Origin of the sequence: Helcococcus ovis, from assembly GCF_004524775.2 — a bacterium.
In the GTDB taxonomy this organism is placed as follows: domain Bacteria; phylum Bacillota; class Clostridia; order Tissierellales; family Peptoniphilaceae; genus Helcococcus; species Helcococcus ovis.
This window is the reverse complement of record NZ_CP119081.1, coordinates 1,379,584-1,402,111: the sequence shown is the minus strand read 5'-3', so window position 1 is coordinate 1,402,111 and position 22,528 is coordinate 1,379,584. Positions and strand designations below refer to the sequence as shown.

Here is a 22,528-nt window from a genome sequence, read left to right as displayed (position 1 = left end):
ATATAAAAAAGAAACAGGAGGATAAAAATGAGCACATTTTTAGCAAAACACAATGAAGTTGAGCGTAAATGGTATGTTATTGATGCAACAGATAAAGTTTTGGGTGATGTAGCATCTAAAGTTGCTTCTATTTTAAGAGGTAAAACAAAACCAATTTACACACCACACGTAGATACAGGTGACTACGTAGTTATCGTAAATGCTGATAAAATCAGAGTAACAGGTAACAAAGCAAACTATAAAGTTTACAAGCACTACACAGGTTATGCTGGTGGTTTAAGAGAAATCCCTTATAAAGATGTTTTAGCAAAGCATCCAGAAAGAATCTTAGAACATGCAATTAAAGGTATGTTGCCTAAAAATTCATTAGGTAGACAAATGTTTAAAAAATTACATGTATATGCAGGACCGGATCACAAACATGGTGGTCAAAATCCGGAAGCATTAGAAATTTAAGGGAGGTATCATGAGCGAACAATTTTACGGTACAGGAAGAAGAAAATCTGCTGTAGCAAGAGTTAGACTTTTACCTGGACAAGGAACATTCACAATTAATGGAAAAGATATTGAAGAATATTTTGGATATGAAACACTTAAAGAATTAGCAAAATCTCCTTTAAAATTAACAGAAAAATTAGGACAATTTGATGTTAAAGTTAACGTTAAAGGTGGTGGATTCACAGGTCAAGCAGGAGCTATCAGACATGGTGTATCAAGAGCTTTATTAGAAGTTGATGAAGAATTAAAGCCAGTATTAAAAAGAGCAGGTTTCTTGACAAGAGATTCAAGAAAGAAGGAAAGAAAGAAACCAGGTTTAAAGAAAGCAAGAAAATCATCACAATTCTCAAAGAGATAATATCATACAAATTACAAAACGTTGGAATGCTTATATTCCAACGTTTTTTAGTTGTATATATAGCTCACAATTCGTGAGCATTTTTGTACGTAGCCTACAAGTAGCCTACAAGTAGCCTACAAAATTTTATTTTAATAATTCTATATTTTTTGATAGATTTTCTATTATTGCATGAGTATATACTTCTTCAGTTATATCTTTACCTGCGTGTCCTAATATTTGTCTTATAGCAATTTTGTCTGCACCATTAATTTGTAAATATGTTGCAACTGTATGCCTTGTATCATGAGGAGTATGTTTCATATTTAATGATGTCATTATTCTTTCAAATCTCTCTCTTTTAAAATTACTATACTTAAACCTTTCATCAAATTTATTTCTTATCAAGTATTCCTTATCAGGATCATATCTTTTTTCAATAAATTTTTTAATTTTGGAATGGATAGGAATTTTTCTATTTATACTATTTTTTGTTTTATTTCCACCTTGTAAATAACCTTCTTCTAAATGAACATTTTTTGTTTTTAACATTAATAATTCATTTATTCTAAATCCAGTATATAAAAGTATTAATATTATATCTAAATCATTAAAATTATTTATGTTATCCCATAATGTTTGTATTTCGTCCATTGTAAATACTTTTTCTTTTACATCAGCATTATCAATTTTAACAAATGATTTAATTCTAAGTTTATTGGTTATTTTTTTTAATTGAGGTATATCTTCGCAATAGTATGAATATAACTGATTAAACAACACTATGATTTTTCTTTTAATTCCATTACCTATACTTTTATCATCAAGTATATTTTGTAAATCATCAGATGTAATATATATCAGTGCTTTATTATGAAGAATTGATACATGATTAAAAGCAGCTTGATAGCCTAATATAGAACTATTTGATAAATCTGGAAATTTCCATTTTTTGTAATTTTCATAAGACTCTAAAAGAGTGAATTTACTTAGATCAACATCATAGGGATTTGTATTATATTCTGATAAAGCATTTAATGCATCAGCATATTTTGCATAATAGCCTATATATTTCCTAATTTGTTTGCCATCTGGACTTGAGTTAATAGTAATTCGTGCGGCATATTTTTTTCTTCTTTTACCATTTAGTGTATAAACACTACCGAATCCATTAGGTAATTTTAATCTTTTAGCCATAAAAAATACTCCTTTCATGTATTTTGTGTACAACGAAACGAGTATATGCTATAATATTGTTGTTAAGAGATGTATAGCAATATACTCTATTCACATATCCCTTACCAGGTGAGAGTGGTAGGGGTGTTTTTATTTATTGTTTATTAATTTAATTTTAGATGGTATAATATGTATATATTAAAATAAAGTTAAAGGAGATTATAATGGATTATATTAAAGAATATACTGATTGGTTGTATAATAACATCACTCAAACAAGTATAAACGATAATTTAATAGAAATAACTACTCCTTTTCTTGACAGACACAATGATTACACTCAAGTATATATAAAAACGAAAAACGGAGTTCCTGCTCAAGTTAGTGATATGGGTTATACTATTAATGATTTATTAATGTCTGGCTTTGAGTTTAATTCCAATAAAAGAAAAGAATTAATGAATATAATTATTAACAGAAACGGTGTAATGCTTAATAATGGGGTGTTGTTTGTAAAAGTAAATTCCTTAAAAGAATTACCAGAAGCAAAGCACAAATTATTACAAACGATAATTTCTATTAATGATATGTTTGTTTTAAATAGATCAAATATTAGCAATATATTCTTTGAAGAAGTGAATGCTTTTTTCGAGAAAAACAATATAATTTTTACTGAAAATATAAGCTTTATTGGGAAGTCTAGGTTGCAAAATAGTTATGATTACGTTTTGCCTAGAACTAGCAACAATCCTGAAAGAATTATTGATGTTGTTAATAGTTTAGATATAAATAAATCAAAACAAATAATCTTTTCGTGGAATGATATAGTTAGTACAAGAAAAAAAGGTACACTAAATATTGTAATCATAAATGATGAAAACAAAATTAATGAAGATTCTTTAAATGCACTAAAAGAATATGGGATATACCCTATTTTATGGTCGTTAATTAAAAAAGAAATAAATATACTTAAATAACTGTATTAAAGGCTGGAATATTTTTGATGTTGCAAAATTCTGAAAAAGCAACAAATAATTCTTGAATATTTTCAGTCTTTAGTTTTTTTAAATCAAATGTGGGATTTATTTCATGTAAAATAGGGTTATCTAGCCTTACCGCATAAGCTGTTCCATAAGCTTCGGTGTATATATGAATATGTGCCTCTTTAATTATTTCACCGTCAGGATTTTTGTGAGGCTTACTATTTAAATCTAGTCTTAATAATTGAATTGTTTTATTATATCTTGTTTGATAAGTGCATCTTATTTCTATTGCTTGCTTTCTATTTATATCAAATAAATAATTATCGTCATTTTCTTCATCAATTAACTCTAAGGCTACATATTCATTTGCCATAGGAAATTCTATTCTATTTGCAGTAAAGGATTTATTTATTTTAATTTTTTGTAGATATTTACTTTCTATATTCATAAGTATTCGTCTCCTTTTTGATTTTTACCATTTTAGCGTATGTTCCTCCGTATTTCCCAACTTTGAGGGTTAAGCCTATTGCGTTAGTAGTTTCAATCCATTTTTTAGGAGTCATCACTAATCTACCTTTTTCACTTCTAACCGTATGGAATTCCATACGGTTAAAATTAGTGTTATTTATCTCTTCCCAAACAGCAAGAAAATCTATAGTTGAATAAGAACTCATCCAATTTGAGATAGCTATTCTGGGATCTTCGCTGTTTTTATATTTCGCTATGTCAGTTAAACTAATATAATCATTCTTGTGATCTTCCGTAAAAAGACCAATTTGTATTCCGTTCACTTCTATTAACTCATTTTGCATTTTCTACTCCTATCTTTTTTATTCATTATCCACTATACTATATATTCTAATACCTCTTTATTAACACCCAATAAATTAGCATATTGTTCTTTAGTATTTTCAAAAAGAGGATCTCTTTCTTTTTCTAACAACTTAAATGTATTGTAATATTATAATCATTTAAAATTTTTATTAAATCACCATCTTTGTCAATTTTTTTGAAATCACCACCATTTATATCAGCTGAAATATTTTTAATATTTTTTAGAATTGAACCAACTTGAATATTATCATTTGAAGAAATATACCCAACCTTAAATCCATCAAGTATTACAGCTATTGCATTAGAATCATATTCATTATTGGGTTCTCTAATAAGCTCAACATTAGAATAGTTACGTATGGATTTATATTTAAATAAAGTTCTAGAATTTGGAGAAATTTTATCCCATAAATTTTCGCTATTTTTTTTCATAAATTCTTCAATTTCTTTTTTTCTAAAATATGTCCCAGCAACTATTAAATTTAAGTTATTATATTTAGGAATATTTTTATTTTTATTAGAAAAATATTTTACAGGTTCTATTATCCAACCAATTGATATTATGTATAATAAAAATATCCACCAGCCAACTAATATCCACCACAAAAAACTTTTATTTTTAAACATATTACTTCTCCTATTTCTTGTAAGGGTGATAAACACCCACCATTTCACCTAATATCATTGTATCTTCTTTTCCATCTAATAGAATAGGCTTATATAGGTTGCTATTAGAATTGCAAGGTTGAAGAATTATAACATCATTTGTTTTAATTACTTTTTTTAGTGTTGCTTCATTGTCGATTAATACAGCAGCTATTTTCCCATTCTCAACATCAGGAGTTTTTTTAAGAAAAACTGTATCTCCAACCAACCTACCTAACCTTATAAACCCCAACCATCTCTCCAACGATACTTGCTTTAGGTTCATCTTGAAGTATAATAGGTTCGTATTCATTATTATAAGGCTGTAGAATGACTTTATCGGAGAGTTTTATTACCTTTTTAAGTGTTACAGTATCATCAATCCTAACTACTGCTATACGTCCATTTTCAACCTCTTGAGTATGCTTCATGAATACAATATCACCGTCATTTATATCAGCGTCAATCATTGAATCGCCTTTTGCGACTAAACAATAATCAGCTTTTATAAGTTCATCAGCGACAAAATATCCTTGAAAATCTTCTTCTGCCCAACTAAATGAGCCACATGGAGCATATCCTAGTATTGGGATTTTCTTTATTTTTGTTAAAGGGATAAATTCTTTAGGGAGTGGGGGAGTGGTTTTATCTTCTATCAAATCGGACTTATTAATTTTGAAGTAGTCGGCTAATAACTCTATTTTGTCAATTCTTGGATATGTTTTTGCATTTATCCAATCGCTTAAAGTCATATATTTTAAATCTAGGTCTTCACATAATTTATTTCTATCTAAATTGTTTTTATCCATATAATATTTAAGATTTTTAGCAAAAATTTCTTTGTTCTCTAAATTTTTCATAATTACATCTCCTTTATTAATTACTAATATATCACATATTCACGGTAAAAACAATAATAAATTTAAGTAGAACATAAAAAAATATAAAAAAAACTTAAAAAAGTATTGACAACACGTTTTAACCGTGATAATATATATTCATAAGTTGAAGAAAGGGGGCAAACAAGTGAGAAGAAAACGGAAAAGAGATATAAAAAAAGATGACAATCACAAATTAATCATAGCACTAACGATACTGATGATAATTGAAAAAGTGATTGACATCATCTCAAAAATAGTAGATAAGTTAGGGCGATAAGCCTTAACTATCTCACTTGTAATTATATATGAAAAATAATGAAAAGACAATAAAGATATTACTTTATATATTAATTGCTTTAACTGTGATTAATATAATAATGAATTTTGTGTAAAGGAGGGGAATATGGACTTATCAAAAATATCAAGCGAAGAATTGATTGAAGAATTAAATAAACGAGATTTACTTGAAGAGCTTGGAGAACATAAGAAAATTTGGCTTTTATCAAATAATTTTCAACAAAGCAAGTGGAATTTTATAGATTTATTTTCATTTAAAAAAAATGCGAGATGTCCTATATATTCTTTTGAATATATAAAAAACACCTCGTTGGAAGAGCTTATAGAAAAAAGAAAATTTGGACTATAAGCCTAACTGATTTAATAAGTATTGACTAGCAACTTGTCCTAATATTGAGATTGAAAATGACCCGACGTCTTTTAATTTTGATTTAGCGAAATTAAAAGCTTTTGAAGACCTAATATCATCTAATAATTGATGACCTTGCCATGTTAACGAAAACACTCTAACCATAACTATTCCGTTATCTGCACGAATCACATGACAATTAATCATATTGGCTTCTTCAAGTTTTATAAGAGCGTATATAACGTTCTCTCCATCAGAATTAGGTTTATAAATTAATTCCTTATTCAAAGAGTCAATATTTTCTATTTCAATTAAAACTTTACGAACAATATCAAAATCAAGTTTCATATATACCTCCTTTCTATAACTATTATAGCAAAGGATAAAAAAATAACACACAAGGAGGTGAGAGAGTGACAAAGAAATACACTTTAAAAGCGTTAAGGGTTAATAAAGGGTTAAGCACGTTGGAAGCTTCTAAATGGCTAAACGTTTCTGAACCTACATTGATAAGTTGGGAAAAAGGAAGAACATTCCCAAAAGTTAATAAATTACCTGAAATAGAAAAGCTTTATGGAATATCTTATGATTCCATTAATTTTTTAATCGATAACACGGTTAAACCGTAAAATAACACCAACCACAGAAAGGAGAGAGAATGGAAGAAAAAGAAATATTTGACGATAGAAGCAATTACACAATAAAAGCAGATGGAGAATATACAGTTATTGAATATAAAGAAAGAGACTAGCGAACTAGCCTCAGTAAAAATTATTCAAATTCTAATGAAAATTGGTAATTAACAAAAGGAAATAAAACAATGAAAGATTTGCAAACAGTAAATATAAAAGAAGCGTCTGAAAAGCTAAATATTTCAGAACAAGCACTCAGACTTGCACTTCAACAAGGAGTATTTCCGTTCGGGGTAGCAGTCAAGCATCCTAAAAATTATGAATACTACATTTATAAAATTAGGCTTGAGAAATATTTAAAGGGGGAATTATGAAAAAACGAAAAATTGACAAGCATTACATCTTATTAGCTCTAGTATGTGTATTAATAACAGTTATAGCGATGATAGATGGTTTTAATAATAGAGGTTACTTTGCGATAGGTGGAGAGATATTTATAGTGCCACTGATATTTTTGATTAGATTTTTGTACACAGATATGAAAAAAAGAAAAAAGCCGATGTAAAACACCAGCATAGTAAATAAGCACCACCTTATTTACTTAATTATAACACAAATAAAATAATTAAGGAGAAAAAATGAAAGAAAATATATTAAGAATAAGAAAAATAAAAAATAATCGTGTTCGTGATGGAAGACAAGTTCGAGTATCAGAAGAAACTTATAACACTATAAAACAACTTGCAGATGAATCAAATATGAATATTGGAGATATAGCAGAATTAATCATGGATTGGGCTATAGGCCATGTTCGAATTGTAGATTAGGGGGCTATATGTCAATAAAAATTAATAGTTTAGAGCTAGAAAATGTAAAAAGAATTAAAGCTATTGAATTAGAACCATCAAAAAATGGTCTAACTATAATAGGTGGGAATAATCGCCAAGGGAAGACTTCAATACTTGACAGTATAGCGTGGGTATTAGGTGGAAATAAATATAAACCTACTAATCCCAAAAATGATGATTCTGTTTTGGATCCTTACTTAAAACTAACTTTAACAAATGGATTGGTAGTTGAAAGAAAAGGAAAAAATTCAGATTTAAAAGTAACAGACCCTAGCGGACAAAAAGCAGGTCAGCAATTATTAGATAGTTTTATCTCAACTTTTGCTTTAGATATTCCAAAATTTATGGAAGCAAGTAATTTAGAAAAAGGAAGAATGCTTTTAGGATTAATAGGGCTTGAAGAAGAATTTCAAAAATTATTAAATCAAGAACAAAGAACATACAATGAAAGATACGAGATAGGTCGGATAAAAGACCAAAAACAAAAGTATGCAGATGAGCTTATTGAACATAAAGATGTTCCAAGAGAAAAAATATCAGTAATTGATTTGATAAACGAGCAACAATCTATACTTTATAAAAACGGAGAAAATCAAAAACATAGAGAAAATCTTAAAGAGCTTGTAAGAAGTCAAGAATCAGACCAAGAGTTATATAAAAACTTAGAAGAAAAAATAAAAGAGCTCCAAATTAAAAAAGATGAAGTTTTATCAAGGTTAAATAATAGGGTTGATAATATCTTAAATGCTAAAAAAACAGTTGAAGAACTTAAAGATGAATCAACAGAAGAAATAGTAAATTCAATAAATAATATTGAACTTATAAACAAAAAGATTGATGAAAATTTAAATAAATATAGAGCTCAAGATGAAGCAAATAAATTTAAAATGCAATATGATGAACTTTCTGAAAAACTTGCTGATATTAGAAATAAAAAAATGTCGCTTCTTAAAAATGCAAATTTACCATTAAATGGCTTATCTATAGAAGACGGAGAACTTACTTTTAACGGACAAAAATGGGATGGGATGTCAAGTAGTGAACAGTTAGTTGTTGCTACATCAATTGTAAAAGCGTTAAATCCTGAATGTGGATTCGTGCTTATGGACAAGTTAGAACAATTAGATTTAGATACATTAAAAGAATTTGGGGCTTGGATTGAAAAGCAAGACTTGCAAGTTATTGCTACTAGAGTTTCTAAAGGCGAAGAGTGCAGCGTAATTATAGAAGATGGAAAGATAGAAAATAATACTAATAATTGGAAGGCAGGTGCATTTTAATGTTTGAAATAAATTCAGGAAAAATAGCAAAAGCACAAAAAGTTGTAATTTATGGTGTTGAGGGGGTAGGAAAATCAACTCTTGCAAGTAAATTTCCAAATTCTTTGTTTATAGATTTAGAAGGGTCAACCAATAACATGGATGTTAAGAGGATACAAAGCCCTACATCTTGGAATATATTTTTACAACAATTAGATTGGATAAAAAAAGAAAAACCATGTGAAACTTTAGTAATAGATACGCTTGATTTTTTAGAAGAGTATTTATGTAAGCCTTATGTTGTGGCAAGTAGACCAAATTCAAATGGACAATATGTTAAAAATATTGAAGATTACGGATATGGTGCAGGATACAAGCACTTAGCTGATGTTTGGGGAAAAGATTTATTAAATAAGTTGTCAGAAGTGGTAGATAGTGGAATAAATGTTGTGTTACTTGCTCATTCTACTCAAAGAAAAGTAGATAGTCCGGACCAATTAGGATCTTATGATAAATACGAATTAAAACTTGAGAAAAAAACAGCTTCTTTAACAAAAGAATGGGCAGATTTGCTTTTATTCTTAAACTTTAAAACAGAAGTTACAACTATAAAAGATGGAATGACAACTAAAAGAAAAGGTACAGGTCAAGAAAGAAAAATGTTTACGACTAATCATCCGGCTTATGATGCTAAAAATCGTCATAGCTTATCTGATGAATTAGAGCTTGATTATTCAATGATTTCTCATATTTTTAATAAAGATAAAAAAGAAAAATTTTATGTAAATAATGAAAATGAAGCGTTTAAGGTAGAGGTTGGAAGTAAAGAAGATAAAGTTATAGAAAAAATAAATGAAGAGCTTCCGGTTAAAGAAAAAAATAGAGAAATTTCAGAAAATGAATTTACTTTATTAAAGGATGATGAAAGACAAAAAATTCCATTTGATGAAGTGAAAGATGATTTGTTTAAAGGACAAGTAAATGTGTTTGAAAATAAATTAGATGTAAAAAATAAATCACTGCGAGATTTAATGCAAGCAAATGGATTAACAGTAGAACAAGTAGAAAAAGCAGTTACTAAAAGAGGATATTTCCCGGAGGGAACAGGAATTAACAATTACCCTGATGAATTTGTAAATCAAGTATTAGTAGGAGCTTTTGAACAAATTATTAAATTTATAAAAGAAAATAATATTTAGGAGGATAAAAAATGAGTGAATTACAAGATAGAGCATTAAGTTGGGATGAAGAAATTAGTCAAGAAAGTGAATTTATTTTGCTTGATGAAGGGGATTATAGTTATAAAGTAGAACAAGTTGAAAAAACTTATTTTAATGGATCAGAAAAAATGGCTCCATGCCCACAAGCAATAATTCATTTAATAGTAAATGATCAAGTGAGATTAAAAACAAATTTATTCTTAAACACAAAATCAGAATGGAAACTTTCAGAATTTTTTGTTTCAATTGGTCTTAAGAAAAAAGGTGAACCACTAAAAATGAATTGGACTAAAGTACAAGGTGCCACAGGTAGATTGACATTGAGTCATAGAGAATATAAAGGTCAAAAGTACAATGAGGTTAATAGATTTTTAGAGCCGGAAGCTAGTCAAAGTTGGACAGGTGGTACATTTTAATGACAGAAATAAAGCTTAGACCTTATCAGGAAGAAGCTAAAGAAAAAGTATTAAAAGAATGGGAAGAAGGGAGAGATAAAACTCTCCTTGTACTTCCGACAGGTACAGGAAAAACTGTTGTTTTTTCAAAAATCATTGAAGAAAGAGTAAAAAAAGGAGATAGAGTTTTAATTTTAGCCCACAGAGGAGAGTTATTAGAACAAGCAAGTGATAAATTAAAAAAAACAACCGGACTTGTAACTGCCACAGAAAAGGCGGAAGAAACTTCTTTAGGCTCTTTTTTTAGAGTAACTGTAGGCTCTGTACAAACTTTGATGAGAGAAAAAAGGTTAAAAAATTTTGATAAAAATCATTTTGGAACAATTATTATAGATGAAGCTCATCATGTAATGAGTGATAGCTATCAAAAAGTGTTAAATCATTTTAAAAGTGCAAAAATATTAGGAGTTACAGCAACACCTGATAGAGGAGATATGAAAAATTTAGGTGCATTTTTTGAAAGTTTAGCTTATGAATATTCACTTCCTAAAGCGATAAAAGATGGTTATTTATCAAAGATAAAAGCTCTTACAATACCTTTAGAATTGGATTTATCAAAAGTAAGAGGGCAAGCTGGGGATTTTAAAGTTTCAGATTTAGGTTCTGCTTTAGATCCGTATTTAGAGCAAATTGCTAATGAAATGTGGAAAGTTGCTAAAGATAAAAAAATAGTAGTTTTTTTACCTTTGATTGATACATCTGTTAAAATGACTAATTTATTAAACAAGGTTGGATTTAATGCGGTAGAAATAAACGGTAGTAGTCCGGATAGGGAAGAAATATTAAATGATTTTGAAAAAGGAAAATACAATGTTTTGTGCAATTCAATGCTGCTTACTGAGGGGTGGGATTGTCCTTCTGTAGACTGCGTTGTTGTACTTAGACCTACAAAAGTTAGAAGTTTATATAGTCAAATGGTAGGTCGTGGGACAAGACTTTATCCGGGTAAAGAACATTTATTGCTGTTAGATTTTTTATGGCATACAGAAAGGCATCAATTGTGTAGACCTTCGCATTTAATTACTACAAATGAAAAAGTTCAGAAAAAAATGGATGAAAAAACTGAAGAAAATCCAAACGAAGAGTTTGATATTGAAGAACTTGAATCAAAATCAGCAGAAGAAGTTATCCAAGAAAGAGAGCAAGCTTTAGCTGAACAACTTAAAGAAATGAGAAAAAGAAAAAGAAAACTTGTTGATCCAATTCAATTTGAAATGTCAATTATGGATTCTGACTTAGAAAATTATGTGCCTAATTTTGGGTGGGAAATGGCTCCTGCTTCAAAAAAACAAATCGATACTTTAGAAAAATTAGGAATACTTCCTGATAGTATAGATAATGCAGGTAAAGCTGCAATGATATTAGATAAATTGTCGAAAAGAAGAGAACAAGGGTTAACAACTCCAAAACAAATTAGATTTTTGGAAAATAAAGGATTTTTACATGTTGGTAAATGGACTTTTGAAAGTGCAAGTAAAATGATTTCAAGAATATCTATGAATAATTGGGTTGTACCAAATGGGATTGACCCTAAAACATATATGCCTGGAGGGGTAAATGAACAACAATAAGATAAATTTTAAGGGATTTTTAAAAAATGTAGATCCCTCCATGCTTGATTATCAAGAGTGGTTAAATGTAGGAATGGCACTTCAACATGAGGGCTACTCAGCATTTGATTGGGAAGAGTGGAGTAAGAGAGATACAGAAAGGTATAAACCTGGGGAGTGTTACATTAAATGGAACACTTTTAATGGGAATTCATCACCTGTTACAGGTGGGACAATAGTTGAATATGCTAAACAACAAGGATATAAATTTCAAAATAAAAAAGAAGATTTTGCACTCGATTGGACTGATACTATATCTGATGAACTTGTTGTAGTTGATTATAACTATTTGGAGGAAAAAGAACTTAAAATCCCAAGTAATGATGAATTTAATCCTGTTAAAGAAATTAAAACATATATTGAAACTTTGTTTGAAGCAACCGATTATGTAGGATATGTGACAGAAACTTATGATTATGACGGAAAGTTACTTCCAACAAAAGGAGTATATTCAAAAACTGCAGGTCAAATTTTAGAAGAACTAAATAAATATAATGATATAGAAAGTGTCATAGGAACATACAACAAAATAGCTGGAGCTTGGGTTAGATTTAATCCTTTAGATGGTAAAGGAGTTAAAAATGAAAATGTTACTGATTTTAGATATGCACTTGTAGAGTCTGACAATATAGATATTGGAAAGCAAGAAGCTATATTAAGAGAACTAGAACTTCCAATAAAAATTCTTGTTTATAGTGGAGGAAAATCCGTTCATGCAATTGTAAGGATAGATGCTAATACTTATGAAGAGTATAGAAAAAGAGTTGATTATCTTTATAAAGTATGCGAAAAAAACGGATTTGGAATTGATAAACAAAACAGAAATCCATCTAGATTATCAAGACTTCCTGGAATTATTAGAGGAGACAGCAAACAATTTATTATTGATAAAAATATTGGAAAATCTTCTTTTGAAGATTGGGAAGAGTGGATTGAGGGTGTAAATGATGATTTACCGGAGCCTGAAAGCCTTAAAGAGGTTTTTAATAATTTGCCTGAATTATCTCCATCACTTATTGATGGAGTATTAAGACAAGGGCATAAAATGTTACTTGCAGGACCGTCAAAAGCCGGTAAGTCTTACTTGATGATTCAACTTGTAATAGCCCTTGCAGAAGGCAAGAAATGGCTAGGTTGGGATTGTGCTAAAGGTAAAGTATTGTATGTCAATTTAGAACTTGATAAAGCCTCTGCACTTCATAGATTTAAGGATGTTTATAAGGCTTTAGGATATGAACCTAATAACCTTAAAAACATTGAAATTTGGAACTTAAGAGGTAAGGCAGTACCAATGGACAAATTAGCTCCAAAGCTTATTAGAAGAGCTCAGAAAAAAAACTATATAGCTGTAGTGATAGATCCTATATATAAAGTAATCACAGGGGATGAGAACTCAGCCAGTGAGATGGCAAATTTCACCAACCAATTTGATAAGGTGGCTACAGAACTGGGATGTGCGGTCATATACGCCCATCACCATAGTAAAGGTAGTCAAGGGAGTAAAAGGTCAATGGACAGGGCTAGTGGTTCAGGAGTATTCGCTAGAGATCCTGACGCATTACTTGATGTAATCCAGTTAGAGTACGATGAAAAAATGAAAGATATTGAAGAATCAAGACTTACAGGATCGTTCTTATCAAGATTAATTAAGCAAAGAAACCTTGAGTATTACACAAACAAAATTACCGCAAATGACGAAAAACTAGAAACTAAAATGAGATACCACGCTGAACAGATATATTCTAAGATTGAACTTGAGGAAATCGAAAAAGAAATATTTAAAATTAAAGATGATGCAAGGCATAAAACAGCGTGGAGAATAGAAGGAACTCTAAGAGAGTTTAGGTCATTTGATCCTGTAAATATTTGGTTTAAGTATCCAATACATGAATTAGACGACAAAAAGGTGTTGGAAAAAGTTATTCCTCAAGGTGAAAAACCAGCATGGCAGCAGGCTCAAGAAAATATTAAGTCACCAGAAGAAAAGAAAGAAGAAAGAATGAAGGCTCTAGAAGTTGCTTTTAAGGCTTGTTCAGTTGAAGGTGATGTTACTATAGAAGATTTATCTGACTATTTAGGCGTAACTAATAGGACTGTTTGGAACAGGATTAAAGAACATAAGGGGTTTGAAACTAAAAAAATTGATGGACAAAAAGAATCAATTGTTACCCTAAAGGAAGAAAAGTAACATGTGTGAAGAAAGAAAAATCAATAGTTTTTTCATAGGTCAATTTTAGGCTTAAGTGTGAAAAAACAATAGTTTTTTCCTTTCACAGTTAATGTGTGAAGAAAGAAAAATCAATAGTTTTTTCATAGGTCAATTTTAGGCTTAAGTGTGAAAAAACAATAGTTTTTTCCTTTCACAGTTAATGTGTGAAGAAAGAAAAATCAATAGTTTTTTCATGCGAAGCAAAAACTATATATATATATATATTATTTTCTTCACAGGTGAAGTTCGGCACAGGTGATTGTGAATGAAAAAAGGGCGTTAAGCTCCGCCCTTTTATTCATGCACGACCATCACCTAAGAAAATTTTTGAGAGATAAAAAGTTAGATAAAAAAATATCAAAGTAAAGGAGTAGAAAAATGGTTATAGAATTTTTTATACCTTTAGAAAAAATTCCAACAGCAACAGGACAACAAAAAAAAATTACCTGGAGTCATAAAGCGAACAAACCTATTATTTACGACGCACTATTGCTTAGAGAAGCTAAAGAAATATTTAAAGCTAATCTTTATAAGCATACACCGGAAGAACCTCTTAGCGGAGCGATTAGGCTAACTACAAAATGGCTTTATGGTACTAAAGATAAAAATAAAATAGGAATTTACAAATATACCAAGCCTGACACGGATAATATCATCAAAGCTTTTAAGGATCAAATGACTAAATTGAGATTTTGGAAAGATGATTCACAAATTGCAAGTGAAATTACTGAGAAGTTTTGGAACGATATTGTTGGGATTTATGTAAAAATTGAGGAACTATCATGACAAATCAAGAAGTGATTAAACATCTTATAAAAATTAAGAATGCATTAATTAATAAAAATTGAAGGTAAAGTTTCTAGAATTTATAAAAAGGTAACGGATTAGACAACAGATCTTAAAAAAGATTCGTTACCTCATGGAAATGTTGAAAAATAAACGTTTATAAACAGTTTTATAGGTAACGGATGTAAAAGTACTATAAACGTTGAAATATCAACGTTTATACGGAAAAGGTAACGGATTAACAGATGTTTTTAACTTCTTATATAAAATTTAATATATAAAAAATAAAATATAGTGTAAAAAATAATATATATATATATATATGCCGAGATCTGTTACCTTTTTGAATTAAAACAATAGTCAAAGTATTGAAAAATGAACAAACTTGATAGGTAACAGATCTTTTTAAAAAATGGAGTAAAAACCAATGAAAACAAAATTAAAATACAAAAACGGAGAATTTACTATCGTTTTTGGATAGATTCTTTCCTACGACAAAGGAAAGAATTAAGGAATTAAACAAAATAATTAAAATATCAGAAAATGGAGAGGAAGTGAAAAACACTATAATTAAGTTTCTACAATCTGATGAAAAGTATTATAAAAATTTGGAGATAACGGAATATGAATAGCTTAATATATCAACGAAAAAAACTAGAATTAAACAAAAAATACAAAACATCAAGATTAACTAATGAATTTAAAGTTAGTAATAGAGAATCTAATCAAACATTGCAATTTTTTGCAAAATTAATAGAACATAGAAAATATTACATGATATTTGATTTGGATGGTGTTAAAGAATGCTTTATGCATGCTGACCCTCACGTGAGGATTGAAGAGGTGGAATTATGATTGTGGTCACTGTGGGAGAAATGGCAAATTGTAAAGTAGTGTGGAGAAGTGACAAGGATAGTAACATCACAATAATCAAAGCTAGGGAAGTAATTAAAATATTAAAAACATACAATCCATACGGTAAGTATAGAATATTTAAGTTATCGATAGATTTAGCAGAGAAAAATTGGAAAGAGGAAGAAATTGAGGTGGAAGAATGAAGATAAAATTTGACAGTTTGAATGAGTTCAATTGCTTCTTGAGAAAGTGTAAAGACATTTATATTAACAACATTAAAGTAAAAAATTATAAAGCAAAATATATGCTTGGAATGGAACACGAGGAACAAGAAATAGAGTTAGAGTTTGAGTTTGCGGAAGAATAGGGAGGTAAAAAATGAAACTATATTTTTATGAAAGCCATTTAGATGGGATATACGTATCAGAAAGAGATGACCTTGATATAGAGATATGCGAACAATGTGGAGATAGTGATATTATGCTTACTAGTTGCGACACTGATGAGTTTGAAGAGTTATTTTATGCTTTTTGCGACTTGTTGAAGTTTAGGATGTGCAAAAAGGACTTTGAAGATATTTGTAAAGACTTAAAATCATTTGGTCTCGATATTGATTTGGAGAGGGACTATTTTATTAATTTATGTAAAGAAATTTCAGAATAACGCATTTATTTGCGATTTAAGAGGTTTTTTAATTCAGATATATAATTAGTAGTCTAAACTAAATAAATTGATTAGGAGTTAAAATATTAATTGTGAGAGGTATTAAAAGTTGAATGTAGATGAAGTAAAAAAATGGCTTAACAGAGCTTACAAGATTGATGAATTAATACAAATTGACAAAAGAAAGTTAGAAGAATTAGCAACTGTGGCCCCTTGTATTCCAATATCCGAAAAAGTTCAAACATCAAAAAAATTAAGTGCTAATTTTGAAAATAAAGTATTTAAGATTGATGAACAACGAAGAAAATTAAACAACAGAATTGTCGAAAGGTACAACATCAAAATGGAGATTGATGAAGCGATTAATTCTGTTTCGGACAATGAGATTGTACAAGTGCTAGATTACAGGTACTTACAGTTCCTTAAATTTAGGGATATTGCAAGTGTGTGTTATATGAGTGTTGGAAAAGTTCAACATCTTCATGATAAAGGAATTACGTTACTGACTTGTATCGTTGAAAAAATACAAAATGAACAAGATAATGTGCTATACTAGTATTGTAAAAATATAGACAATTAAATATAACAATTTTTCGGGCAACTTCAAAAAATATCACACATATTTCCTTCATATTTTTTTGTATTTGAAGTTGTCTTTTTTGTGTCTATTTTTTAATAAAAAACTTGACAACACGTGTTAAACCACGTATAATAATATTTGTAAGGAGGACGCTTCTTATGAAGAGTTATAACTCAAGAGAACTAATTAGAATACTTAAAAAGAATGGTTGGGTAGAAAAAGGCAAAGCTAGAGGAAGTCACTTGTATATGATTAATCCAGACAAACCAGAACTTGGCAAGGTTACAATACCTCAACCAAGAGATAGCTATCCAAGAAAAACACTTGATAGTATTCAAAAACAAACAGGGGTTAAATTATAACCCCTAGTTCTCATATTTTAAGGAGGTTTTAGAAGTGAAAGATAAATATGTATATCCTGCTATTTTTGATTATGCAGATGATGGAATAAGTATTGAGTTTCCGGATTTACCGGGTTGCTTAAGTTGTGCAGATACTGATGAAGAAGCTTTATATATGGCGGAAGATGTCTTAGGTTTATGGATGTTAAATTTGGAAGAAGATAAAGAAGAGATACCTGAGCCAAGTAAACTTAACGATATTAAAATTGAAACTAATCAAAAAACAGTTTTAATTAGTGTTTGGATGCCAACAATAAGAAAAGCAATCAACAATAAATCTATTAAAAAGACTTTAACAATTCCACAATGGTTAGATTTTATGGCTAGAGAAAAAGATTTGAATTTTTCATTTATTTTACAAGAAGCGTTAAAAAAAGAATTACAAATATCAAAATAAACTAAATAAACTCAAAGCACTCTTAACAGGGTGCTTTTTTAGTACATAGAAAGGAGCTGATGATGAATAAATTAACAATTAAACAAAAGAGATTTGCTGATGAATATATCATCAGCGGGAATATAGAACAGTCAGCATTAAGTGCTGGATATAGTAAAAATTATGCAAGGAAAAGAGCACATGAGCTGTTGGCAAATGTTGGTGTGAAATCCTACATAGACGAGAGGTTACAAGAATTAGAAGATAAAGCAATAGCTAAGCAAGATGAAGTACTAAAGTTTTTAACATCCGTTTTAAGAAACGAACAAACAGAAGAAGTCTTATACGGAATGGGTGAAGGTATGCAAGGCAAGACTAGATTAGAATTATCTGGCAAAGACAGAATAAAAGCAGCTGAACTTTTAGGTAAGAGATACGGAACGTGGACTGAAAAAGTTGACGTCAACGCTGATATTGATATGGAACTTAAAGTTAGGATTGATTATGGAGATTAAGATTCAAGCAAATCCTAATTTTAAAGAAGTAAATCAATCAAAAAAAAGATATATTGTTATGAAAGGTTCTGCTGGTAGCGGGAAGTCTGTCGATACTGCACAAAATTATATTTTAAGGCTATTACAAGATAAAGGCAGAAACTTGGTTTGTATAAGAAAGTCGGATATAACTAACCGTTATAGCACTTATGCAGAGCTTTCAGGTGCCATATATCGTATGTTTGGGGAAAAAGCAGACAAATACTTTAAGGTTATACAAAGCCCTCTTAAAATTGAATGCAGAGCTAACGGCAACCAAATCATATTCAGAGGAATGAATGATGAAAGACAAAGAGAAAAACTTAAATCTATTACATTCAAAAAAGGGAAATTAACAGATGTATGGATTGAAGAAGCTACTGAACTCACTCAAGCTGATTTTGAAATTATTGACGACCGTTTAAGAGGACAATTGCCTGATGGTCAATTTTATCAAATTAGAATGACATTTAACCCGGTATCAAAAAATCATTGGATAAAAAAACACTTTTTTGATTTTGAGGATAAAAATGTATTAACTCACCATTCTACATATTTACAAAATAGATTTATAGACGAAGCTTATAAAGAACGTATGTTAAGACGTAAAGAGGTAGATCCTGACGGCTATAGGATTTATGGACTTGGTGATTGGGGGGAAGTCGGCGGGCTGATATTGAGTAATTGGCAAGCTAAAGAAGTATCACAAGACTTAAATGATTATGATGATGTTGCTTTAGGGCAAGACTTTGGCTTTAACCACGCAAATGCAATATTACTGTTAGGGTGTAAAGATGGAGATATTTATATTTTGAAAGAAATATATTTATATAACAAAGATACATCAGAGATTATAGAGTATTCTGAGGGGAAAATACCTAAAGATGTTGAAATGTTTTGTGATTCTGCGGAATCCGACAGAATAAAAACTTGGAAAAAAGCAGGATATAAGGCTAAAAAAGTAAAAAAGGAAAAAACTACAATAAAAAAATATCAGGCAACACAGATTGACTGGTTAAAGCAAAGAAAGATTTTTATAAATCCATCTTGCACGAATACAATTAAAGAAATAAGCCAGTGGAAGTGGAAAAAAGACGAAGCAACAGGAGAGTATTTAGATGAACCAGTTGCTTTTTTTGATGATGCAATGGCCGCCTTAAGATATGGTGTTGAAAGGTGGAGAAAAGCGAAACAAGGAATGAGGATATTAAAATGAGCATATTAGACAAATTAAAAAAAGGGGGTAAATACATAACAATGCTGTTTGAAAAAGATAAGTTAGATGAATCTATAATAATTGAGTTAATAAATAAGCATAGAAATTCAGATAAAATTAAGTACATGATTAAGGGAGATAATTATTATCTAGGGAAAAATGATATTTTAGAATCTATAAATGACGATAAAAAAATAAAGATACCACATTCATTATTTAAGAATTTAGTTGATGAAAAAGTATCATATAGTTTTTCAAATACTCCATCTCTAACTTGCGAAAATGAACAAATTAGAGAAACTATAACAGATATAATAGGTGGTGACTTAGGATATGATTTAGAATCTTTAGCCTATGAAGCGAGTAAAAAAGGTATTGCTTGGGTTAGACCTTATATAAGTGTGAATGGAGAGTTTAAGTTATTTATAGCTAAATCAGAACAGATTATTCCGGGGTGGAAAGACGCAACACATACTGATTTAGATTATCTTATCAGAGTATACGATTCAGAAGTTTTTAGATTTGGAAAATTTAAGACTGTAACAAATGTTGAGGTTTGGTTTGCTGATGAGGTTAGATATTATAGGCTAGATGGTAGGCAATTAATCAAAATAAACACTGATGAGGGGCATTTCTTCAAAGATGGTGCTCCTGAAAATTGGGGTGTAGTTCCTTGGGTTGCTTTTAAGAATAATAAAGTTGAAGTGTCTGATTTAACTTTTGTAAAAAAATTAATTGATTCTTATGATTTATCAAGAAGTGAAGTGGCAAATTTTGTGGATGAAGTTAGAAACCTTATTTTTGTGTTAAAAGGATATAACGGAGAATCCTTAGAGGAGTTTTTAAGAGACCTTAAAAAATACAGAGGTATCAAGATAGATGATGATGAAAACGCAGGAGTAAGCACTTTAAATCCTACAATGGATATTGCAGCTATTAAACAACACTATGAACAAATTAAGAGGGATATATTTGATATTGGGCAAGGTGTAAACAGAGACCTTGATAAATTTGGTTCTGCTCCATCTGGGGTAGCTCTAAAGTTTTTATTTAGTGGACTAGACTTAAAAAATAATCAAATTGAATCAGAGTTTAAGAGGGGGTTTAACCAATTAATTTATTTTGTTTACAAATACTTAGAAACAAAGAATGTTAGTTTGCAAAAAGAAAAAATTGAAATAGTTTTTGCTAGAGATATACCACTTAATGAAACGGAAGCAATTCAAAATTGTAATAATTCAAGAGGTATTATATCCGAAGAAACTATTATAGCAAATCATCCATGGGTAAGAGATGTATCAAGCGAAATTGAAAAACTAAAAAAAGAAAAAGAAGAATCTGGAGAACTATTTAATACAGCACCTACTTTAGAAGAAGGTGGAGATAATGAAAAATAGTAATGATTACTTTGCTAAAAGAATTGCTAATTCGTACTGGGATACGTTCAACGGAACTAATAAGGATCATAAGAAATTAATTCAAATATATAAAAGAGCAAGCGATGACGTGCTTAAAGAGTTGTATAAGTTGGAAACTGATTTTTCTGAAAACGGAGTTATATCAAGGTCTAAAGTTTACAAAGCTAATCACTTAAAAAAAATAAGTGAGCAATACAAAAATGTATTAAAAGACTTGGGAGAAAAGGTAGAATCTACAGGAGAATTAACAATACTAAAAGCTGGGAAAGACATTGTTGCAACGACTAGCGATTTATTAAAAAATGTTGGAATTGCTATTAAATACAATCCTAATACCGCAAAGAAACTATATCAAAAACCATGGCGGGGGGCTAATTTTTCAGGGAGAGTATGGAAAAATCAAAATAAGCTCCATAAAGAACTAAATGATATATTAACTAAAGGTATTATAACTGGTAAACCTACAGCCCAAATGGCTATGGAATTAAATTCAAGAATGAATACTGGACTTCATAATGCTTCAAGGTTGATTAGAAGCGAAACCATGCATCAGATGAATGAAATCAATAAAGTTAGCATGAAAGAAGCTGGTATAAATAAAGTTCAAGAAATAGTTACTCTTGATGAGAGAACTTCCAATGAATGTAGTCCTCATAACAAAAAAATACATGATATAGACAAAGCACCAATATTACCAAGACATCCTAACTGTAGATGTGTATTAGTGCCTTATGTGGATGTGGATAAAATTGCTGATGAGTTTGATAGGAGAGAAGATGAAATAATTTTGAAGTCGGAGATAGATGCTTATAGATCCGAAAACTTTAAGGCTAATAAAATTGAAGAGATAGGCAAATATTTTAGTAAAGATAAATATTATATTGGGAAATTACCTATAAGTGTGGAAGGTTTCCCGAGTGATAAAAGTGTTTATATTACAAAGTATGATATTAGTCGTATATTATTCAGGCATGGAAGCGAAATATCCGAAAATGCTATGAATAACTTAAATAAATCTATACTTAACCCACAGGAAATTTTGAAAATCAAAAATAAAGGTGACAATAGAATTATGATATTGAATAGTGTACCGGGCGATAGAAATCATTTTACAGAGTTAATATTAGTTAAAAAAAATGATAATCATATTATCCACTTCTTAATGAAGAATAATATCAGAAAGGGAAAAATATTAGAAAAGCATAAAATGTTGTTTAATTCCAAGAATTAGGGTATAATATAAATAAAGATAGAGGTGAAGAATCTGTCGTTCACGGACCGAAAGGTTGCAGATGTAGGAGATGGCAGTCCTACCTATCTAAAAATTAAAAATTATTTTAGAAGCACAACTAGTAGAAATATTGGTAGTGCTTTTTTATTGTCCTAGATAAGACATAAAACTGTCTATTTTTAATGTTTAAAATTCAGTTAGCTTGCGACTGTAACAAAGACAAGCACTCACGATAT

The 22,528-nt window shown here is 29.6% G+C and carries 34 protein-coding genes; 27 read left to right on the top strand and 7 right to left on the bottom strand.

Features of this window, described 5'->3' with window-relative positions:
- The first annotated feature begins 27 nt into the window (after positions 1 to 27).
- Positions 28 to 456, top strand: a complete 429-nt coding sequence (gene rplM / locus EQF90_RS06560) for a 50S ribosomal protein L13 (RefSeq protein WP_134711511.1) — start codon at positions 28 to 30, stop codon at positions 454 to 456.
- A 10-nt stretch (positions 457 to 466) separates the two neighbouring features.
- Entirely contained in the window at positions 467 to 856 is a 390-nt protein-coding gene (gene rpsI, locus EQF90_RS06555; protein WP_134711510.1) for a 30S ribosomal protein S9, read from the top strand.
- A gap of 126 nt (positions 857 to 982) precedes the next feature.
- On the opposite strand, the gene EQF90_RS06550 is transcribed toward rpsI, so the two are convergent.
- Positions 983 to 2,032 carry a tyrosine-type recombinase/integrase gene (locus EQF90_RS06550; protein ID WP_167604071.1) on the bottom strand — a complete coding sequence of 350 codons (1,050 nt, stop codon included), beginning with the start codon at positions 2,030 to 2,032 and terminating at the stop codon, positions 983 to 985.
- Positions 2,033 to 2,235: 203 nt separating this feature from the next.
- On the opposite strand from EQF90_RS06550, the gene EQF90_RS06545 reads away from it, so the two are divergent.
- The gene (locus tag EQF90_RS06545) at positions 2,236 to 2,988 is read left to right on the top strand and encodes a DUF1829 domain-containing protein (protein WP_134711508.1); all 753 of its coding nucleotides are present in this window, start codon (positions 2,236 to 2,238) and stop codon (positions 2,986 to 2,988) included.
- Here the strand turns inward: EQF90_RS06545 and EQF90_RS06540 are convergent.
- From EQF90_RS06540 to EQF90_RS06520, 5 genes are all read right to left on the bottom strand, one after another.
- Complete coding sequence (locus tag EQF90_RS06540) at positions 2,981 to 3,442, bottom strand: DUF6978 family protein (RefSeq protein ID WP_134711507.1); 462 nt, start codon at positions 3,440 to 3,442, stop codon at positions 2,981 to 2,983. The genes EQF90_RS06545 and EQF90_RS06540 overlap by 8 nt on opposite strands.
- Complete coding sequence (locus EQF90_RS06535) at positions 3,426 to 3,806, bottom strand: KilA-N domain-containing protein (protein ID WP_134711506.1); 381 nt, start codon at positions 3,804 to 3,806, stop codon at positions 3,426 to 3,428. The genes EQF90_RS06540 and EQF90_RS06535 overlap by 17 nt, the downstream gene beginning before the upstream one ends.
- Before the next feature lie 124 nt (positions 3,807 to 3,930).
- Positions 3,931 to 4,455: an HIRAN domain-containing protein gene (locus tag EQF90_RS06530; protein ID WP_134711505.1), complete on the bottom strand. Its 525-nt coding sequence runs from the start codon at positions 4,453 to 4,455 to the stop codon at positions 3,931 to 3,933.
- A gap of 10 nt (positions 4,456 to 4,465) precedes the next feature.
- Positions 4,466 to 4,726 (bottom strand): LexA family protein, encoded by a 261-nt coding sequence (locus EQF90_RS06525; protein WP_245152881.1) that lies wholly within the window; start codon positions 4,724 to 4,726, stop codon positions 4,466 to 4,468.
- Positions 4,704 to 5,333, bottom strand: coding sequence for a LexA family transcriptional regulator (locus tag EQF90_RS06520; RefSeq protein WP_134711503.1), 630 nt, complete (start codon positions 5,331 to 5,333; stop codon positions 4,704 to 4,706). The genes EQF90_RS06525 and EQF90_RS06520 overlap by 23 nt, the downstream gene beginning before the upstream one ends.
- Before the next feature lie 166 nt (positions 5,334 to 5,499).
- Between EQF90_RS06520 and EQF90_RS06515 the strand changes: the two genes are divergently transcribed.
- Positions 5,500 to 5,631, top strand: coding sequence for a hypothetical protein (locus tag EQF90_RS06515; RefSeq protein ID WP_280633467.1), 132 nt, complete (start codon positions 5,500 to 5,502; stop codon positions 5,629 to 5,631).
- Between the two features lie 126 nt (positions 5,632 to 5,757).
- A complete protein-coding gene (locus EQF90_RS06510; protein ID WP_134711502.1) occupies positions 5,758 to 6,000 on the top strand; it encodes a hypothetical protein in 243 nt (80 codons plus the stop codon).
- Here the strand turns inward: EQF90_RS06510 and EQF90_RS06505 are convergent.
- On the bottom strand, positions 5,995 to 6,348 hold the full coding sequence (locus EQF90_RS06505) for a DUF2513 domain-containing protein (RefSeq protein ID WP_134711501.1): 354 nt from the start codon (positions 6,346 to 6,348) through the stop codon (positions 5,995 to 5,997). The genes EQF90_RS06510 and EQF90_RS06505 overlap by 6 nt on opposite strands.
- 65 nt (positions 6,349 to 6,413) lie before the next feature.
- Between EQF90_RS06505 and EQF90_RS06500 the strand changes: the two genes are divergently transcribed.
- The 22 genes from EQF90_RS06500 (at position 6,414) to EQF90_RS06395 (ending at position 22,292) form a co-directional block, all read left to right on the top strand.
- On the top strand, positions 6,414 to 6,629 hold the full coding sequence (locus EQF90_RS06500; protein WP_134711500.1) for a helix-turn-helix transcriptional regulator: 216 nt from the start codon (positions 6,414 to 6,416) through the stop codon (positions 6,627 to 6,629).
- A 191-nt stretch (positions 6,630 to 6,820) separates the two neighbouring features.
- On the top strand, positions 6,821 to 7,006 hold the full coding sequence (locus tag EQF90_RS06495) for a hypothetical protein (protein WP_134711499.1): 186 nt from the start codon (positions 6,821 to 6,823) through the stop codon (positions 7,004 to 7,006).
- Positions 7,003 to 7,197 (top strand): hypothetical protein, encoded by a 195-nt coding sequence (locus EQF90_RS06490; protein ID WP_134711498.1) that lies wholly within the window; start codon positions 7,003 to 7,005, stop codon positions 7,195 to 7,197. Before EQF90_RS06495 ends, EQF90_RS06490 begins: the two co-directional genes overlap by 4 nt.
- A gap of 73 nt (positions 7,198 to 7,270) precedes the next feature.
- On the top strand, positions 7,271 to 7,459 hold the full coding sequence (locus EQF90_RS06485; protein WP_134711497.1) for a hypothetical protein: 189 nt from the start codon (positions 7,271 to 7,273) through the stop codon (positions 7,457 to 7,459).
- A gap of 8 nt (positions 7,460 to 7,467) precedes the next feature.
- Positions 7,468 to 8,760 (top strand): AAA family ATPase, encoded by a 1,293-nt coding sequence (locus EQF90_RS06480; protein ID WP_134711496.1) that lies wholly within the window; start codon positions 7,468 to 7,470, stop codon positions 8,758 to 8,760.
- Entirely contained in the window at positions 8,760 to 9,938 is a 1,179-nt protein-coding gene (locus EQF90_RS06475) for an ATP-binding protein (protein ID WP_134711495.1), read from the top strand. The genes EQF90_RS06480 and EQF90_RS06475 overlap by 1 nt, the downstream gene beginning before the upstream one ends.
- 11 nt (positions 9,939 to 9,949) lie before the next feature.
- Positions 9,950 to 10,375 (top strand): DUF669 domain-containing protein, encoded by a 426-nt coding sequence (locus tag EQF90_RS06470; RefSeq protein ID WP_134711494.1) that lies wholly within the window; start codon positions 9,950 to 9,952, stop codon positions 10,373 to 10,375.
- Positions 10,375 to 11,985, top strand: a complete 1,611-nt coding sequence (locus tag EQF90_RS06465) for a DEAD/DEAH box helicase (protein ID WP_245152883.1) — start codon at positions 10,375 to 10,377, stop codon at positions 11,983 to 11,985. Before EQF90_RS06470 ends, EQF90_RS06465 begins: the two co-directional genes overlap by 1 nt.
- Complete coding sequence (locus EQF90_RS06460) at positions 11,972 to 14,212, top strand: AAA family ATPase (protein WP_134711493.1); 2,241 nt, start codon at positions 11,972 to 11,974, stop codon at positions 14,210 to 14,212. The genes EQF90_RS06465 and EQF90_RS06460 overlap by 14 nt, the downstream gene beginning before the upstream one ends.
- Before the next feature lie 399 nt (positions 14,213 to 14,611).
- A complete protein-coding gene (locus EQF90_RS06455; protein WP_134711492.1) occupies positions 14,612 to 15,019 on the top strand; it encodes a RusA family crossover junction endodeoxyribonuclease in 408 nt (135 codons plus the stop codon).
- 473 nt (positions 15,020 to 15,492) lie between these two features.
- Positions 15,493 to 15,651 (top strand): hypothetical protein, encoded by a 159-nt coding sequence (locus EQF90_RS06450; RefSeq protein WP_167604069.1) that lies wholly within the window; start codon positions 15,493 to 15,495, stop codon positions 15,649 to 15,651.
- Positions 15,644 to 15,874, top strand: coding sequence for a hypothetical protein (locus EQF90_RS06445; protein WP_134711491.1), 231 nt, complete (start codon positions 15,644 to 15,646; stop codon positions 15,872 to 15,874). Before EQF90_RS06450 ends, EQF90_RS06445 begins: the two co-directional genes overlap by 8 nt.
- Entirely contained in the window at positions 15,871 to 16,077 is a 207-nt protein-coding gene (locus EQF90_RS06440; protein WP_134711490.1) for a hypothetical protein, read from the top strand. The genes EQF90_RS06445 and EQF90_RS06440 overlap by 4 nt, the downstream gene beginning before the upstream one ends.
- Positions 16,074 to 16,241 (top strand): hypothetical protein, encoded by a 168-nt coding sequence (locus tag EQF90_RS06435; RefSeq protein WP_167604067.1) that lies wholly within the window; start codon positions 16,074 to 16,076, stop codon positions 16,239 to 16,241. Before EQF90_RS06440 ends, EQF90_RS06435 begins: the two co-directional genes overlap by 4 nt.
- A gap of 11 nt (positions 16,242 to 16,252) precedes the next feature.
- Positions 16,253 to 16,537 carry a hypothetical protein gene (locus EQF90_RS06430; protein WP_134711489.1) on the top strand — a complete coding sequence of 95 codons (285 nt, stop codon included), beginning with the start codon at positions 16,253 to 16,255 and terminating at the stop codon, positions 16,535 to 16,537.
- Between the two features lie 109 nt (positions 16,538 to 16,646).
- A complete protein-coding gene (locus EQF90_RS06425; RefSeq protein ID WP_134711488.1) occupies positions 16,647 to 17,093 on the top strand; it encodes a hypothetical protein in 447 nt (148 codons plus the stop codon).
- 182 nt (positions 17,094 to 17,275) lie between these two features.
- Positions 17,276 to 17,479 carry a type II toxin-antitoxin system HicA family toxin gene (locus EQF90_RS06420; protein ID WP_134711487.1) on the top strand — a complete coding sequence of 68 codons (204 nt, stop codon included), beginning with the start codon at positions 17,276 to 17,278 and terminating at the stop codon, positions 17,477 to 17,479.
- Between the two features lie 34 nt (positions 17,480 to 17,513).
- Positions 17,514 to 17,915 carry a type II toxin-antitoxin system HicB family antitoxin gene (locus tag EQF90_RS06415; protein ID WP_134711486.1) on the top strand — a complete coding sequence of 134 codons (402 nt, stop codon included), beginning with the start codon at positions 17,514 to 17,516 and terminating at the stop codon, positions 17,913 to 17,915.
- Positions 17,916 to 17,974: 59 nt separating this feature from the next.
- Entirely contained in the window at positions 17,975 to 18,409 is a 435-nt protein-coding gene (locus EQF90_RS06410) for a terminase small subunit (protein ID WP_330167158.1), read from the top strand.
- Positions 18,399 to 19,643, top strand: a complete 1,245-nt coding sequence (locus EQF90_RS06405) for a PBSX family phage terminase large subunit (RefSeq protein ID WP_134711484.1) — start codon at positions 18,399 to 18,401, stop codon at positions 19,641 to 19,643. Before EQF90_RS06410 ends, EQF90_RS06405 begins: the two co-directional genes overlap by 11 nt.
- Complete coding sequence (locus EQF90_RS06400; RefSeq protein WP_134711483.1) at positions 19,640 to 21,040, top strand: phage portal protein; 1,401 nt, start codon at positions 19,640 to 19,642, stop codon at positions 21,038 to 21,040. Before EQF90_RS06405 ends, EQF90_RS06400 begins: the two co-directional genes overlap by 4 nt.
- A complete protein-coding gene (locus EQF90_RS06395; RefSeq protein ID WP_134711482.1) occupies positions 21,030 to 22,292 on the top strand; it encodes a minor capsid protein in 1,263 nt (420 codons plus the stop codon). Before EQF90_RS06400 ends, EQF90_RS06395 begins: the two co-directional genes overlap by 11 nt.
- The last annotated feature ends 236 nt before the right edge of the window (positions 22,293 to 22,528 follow it).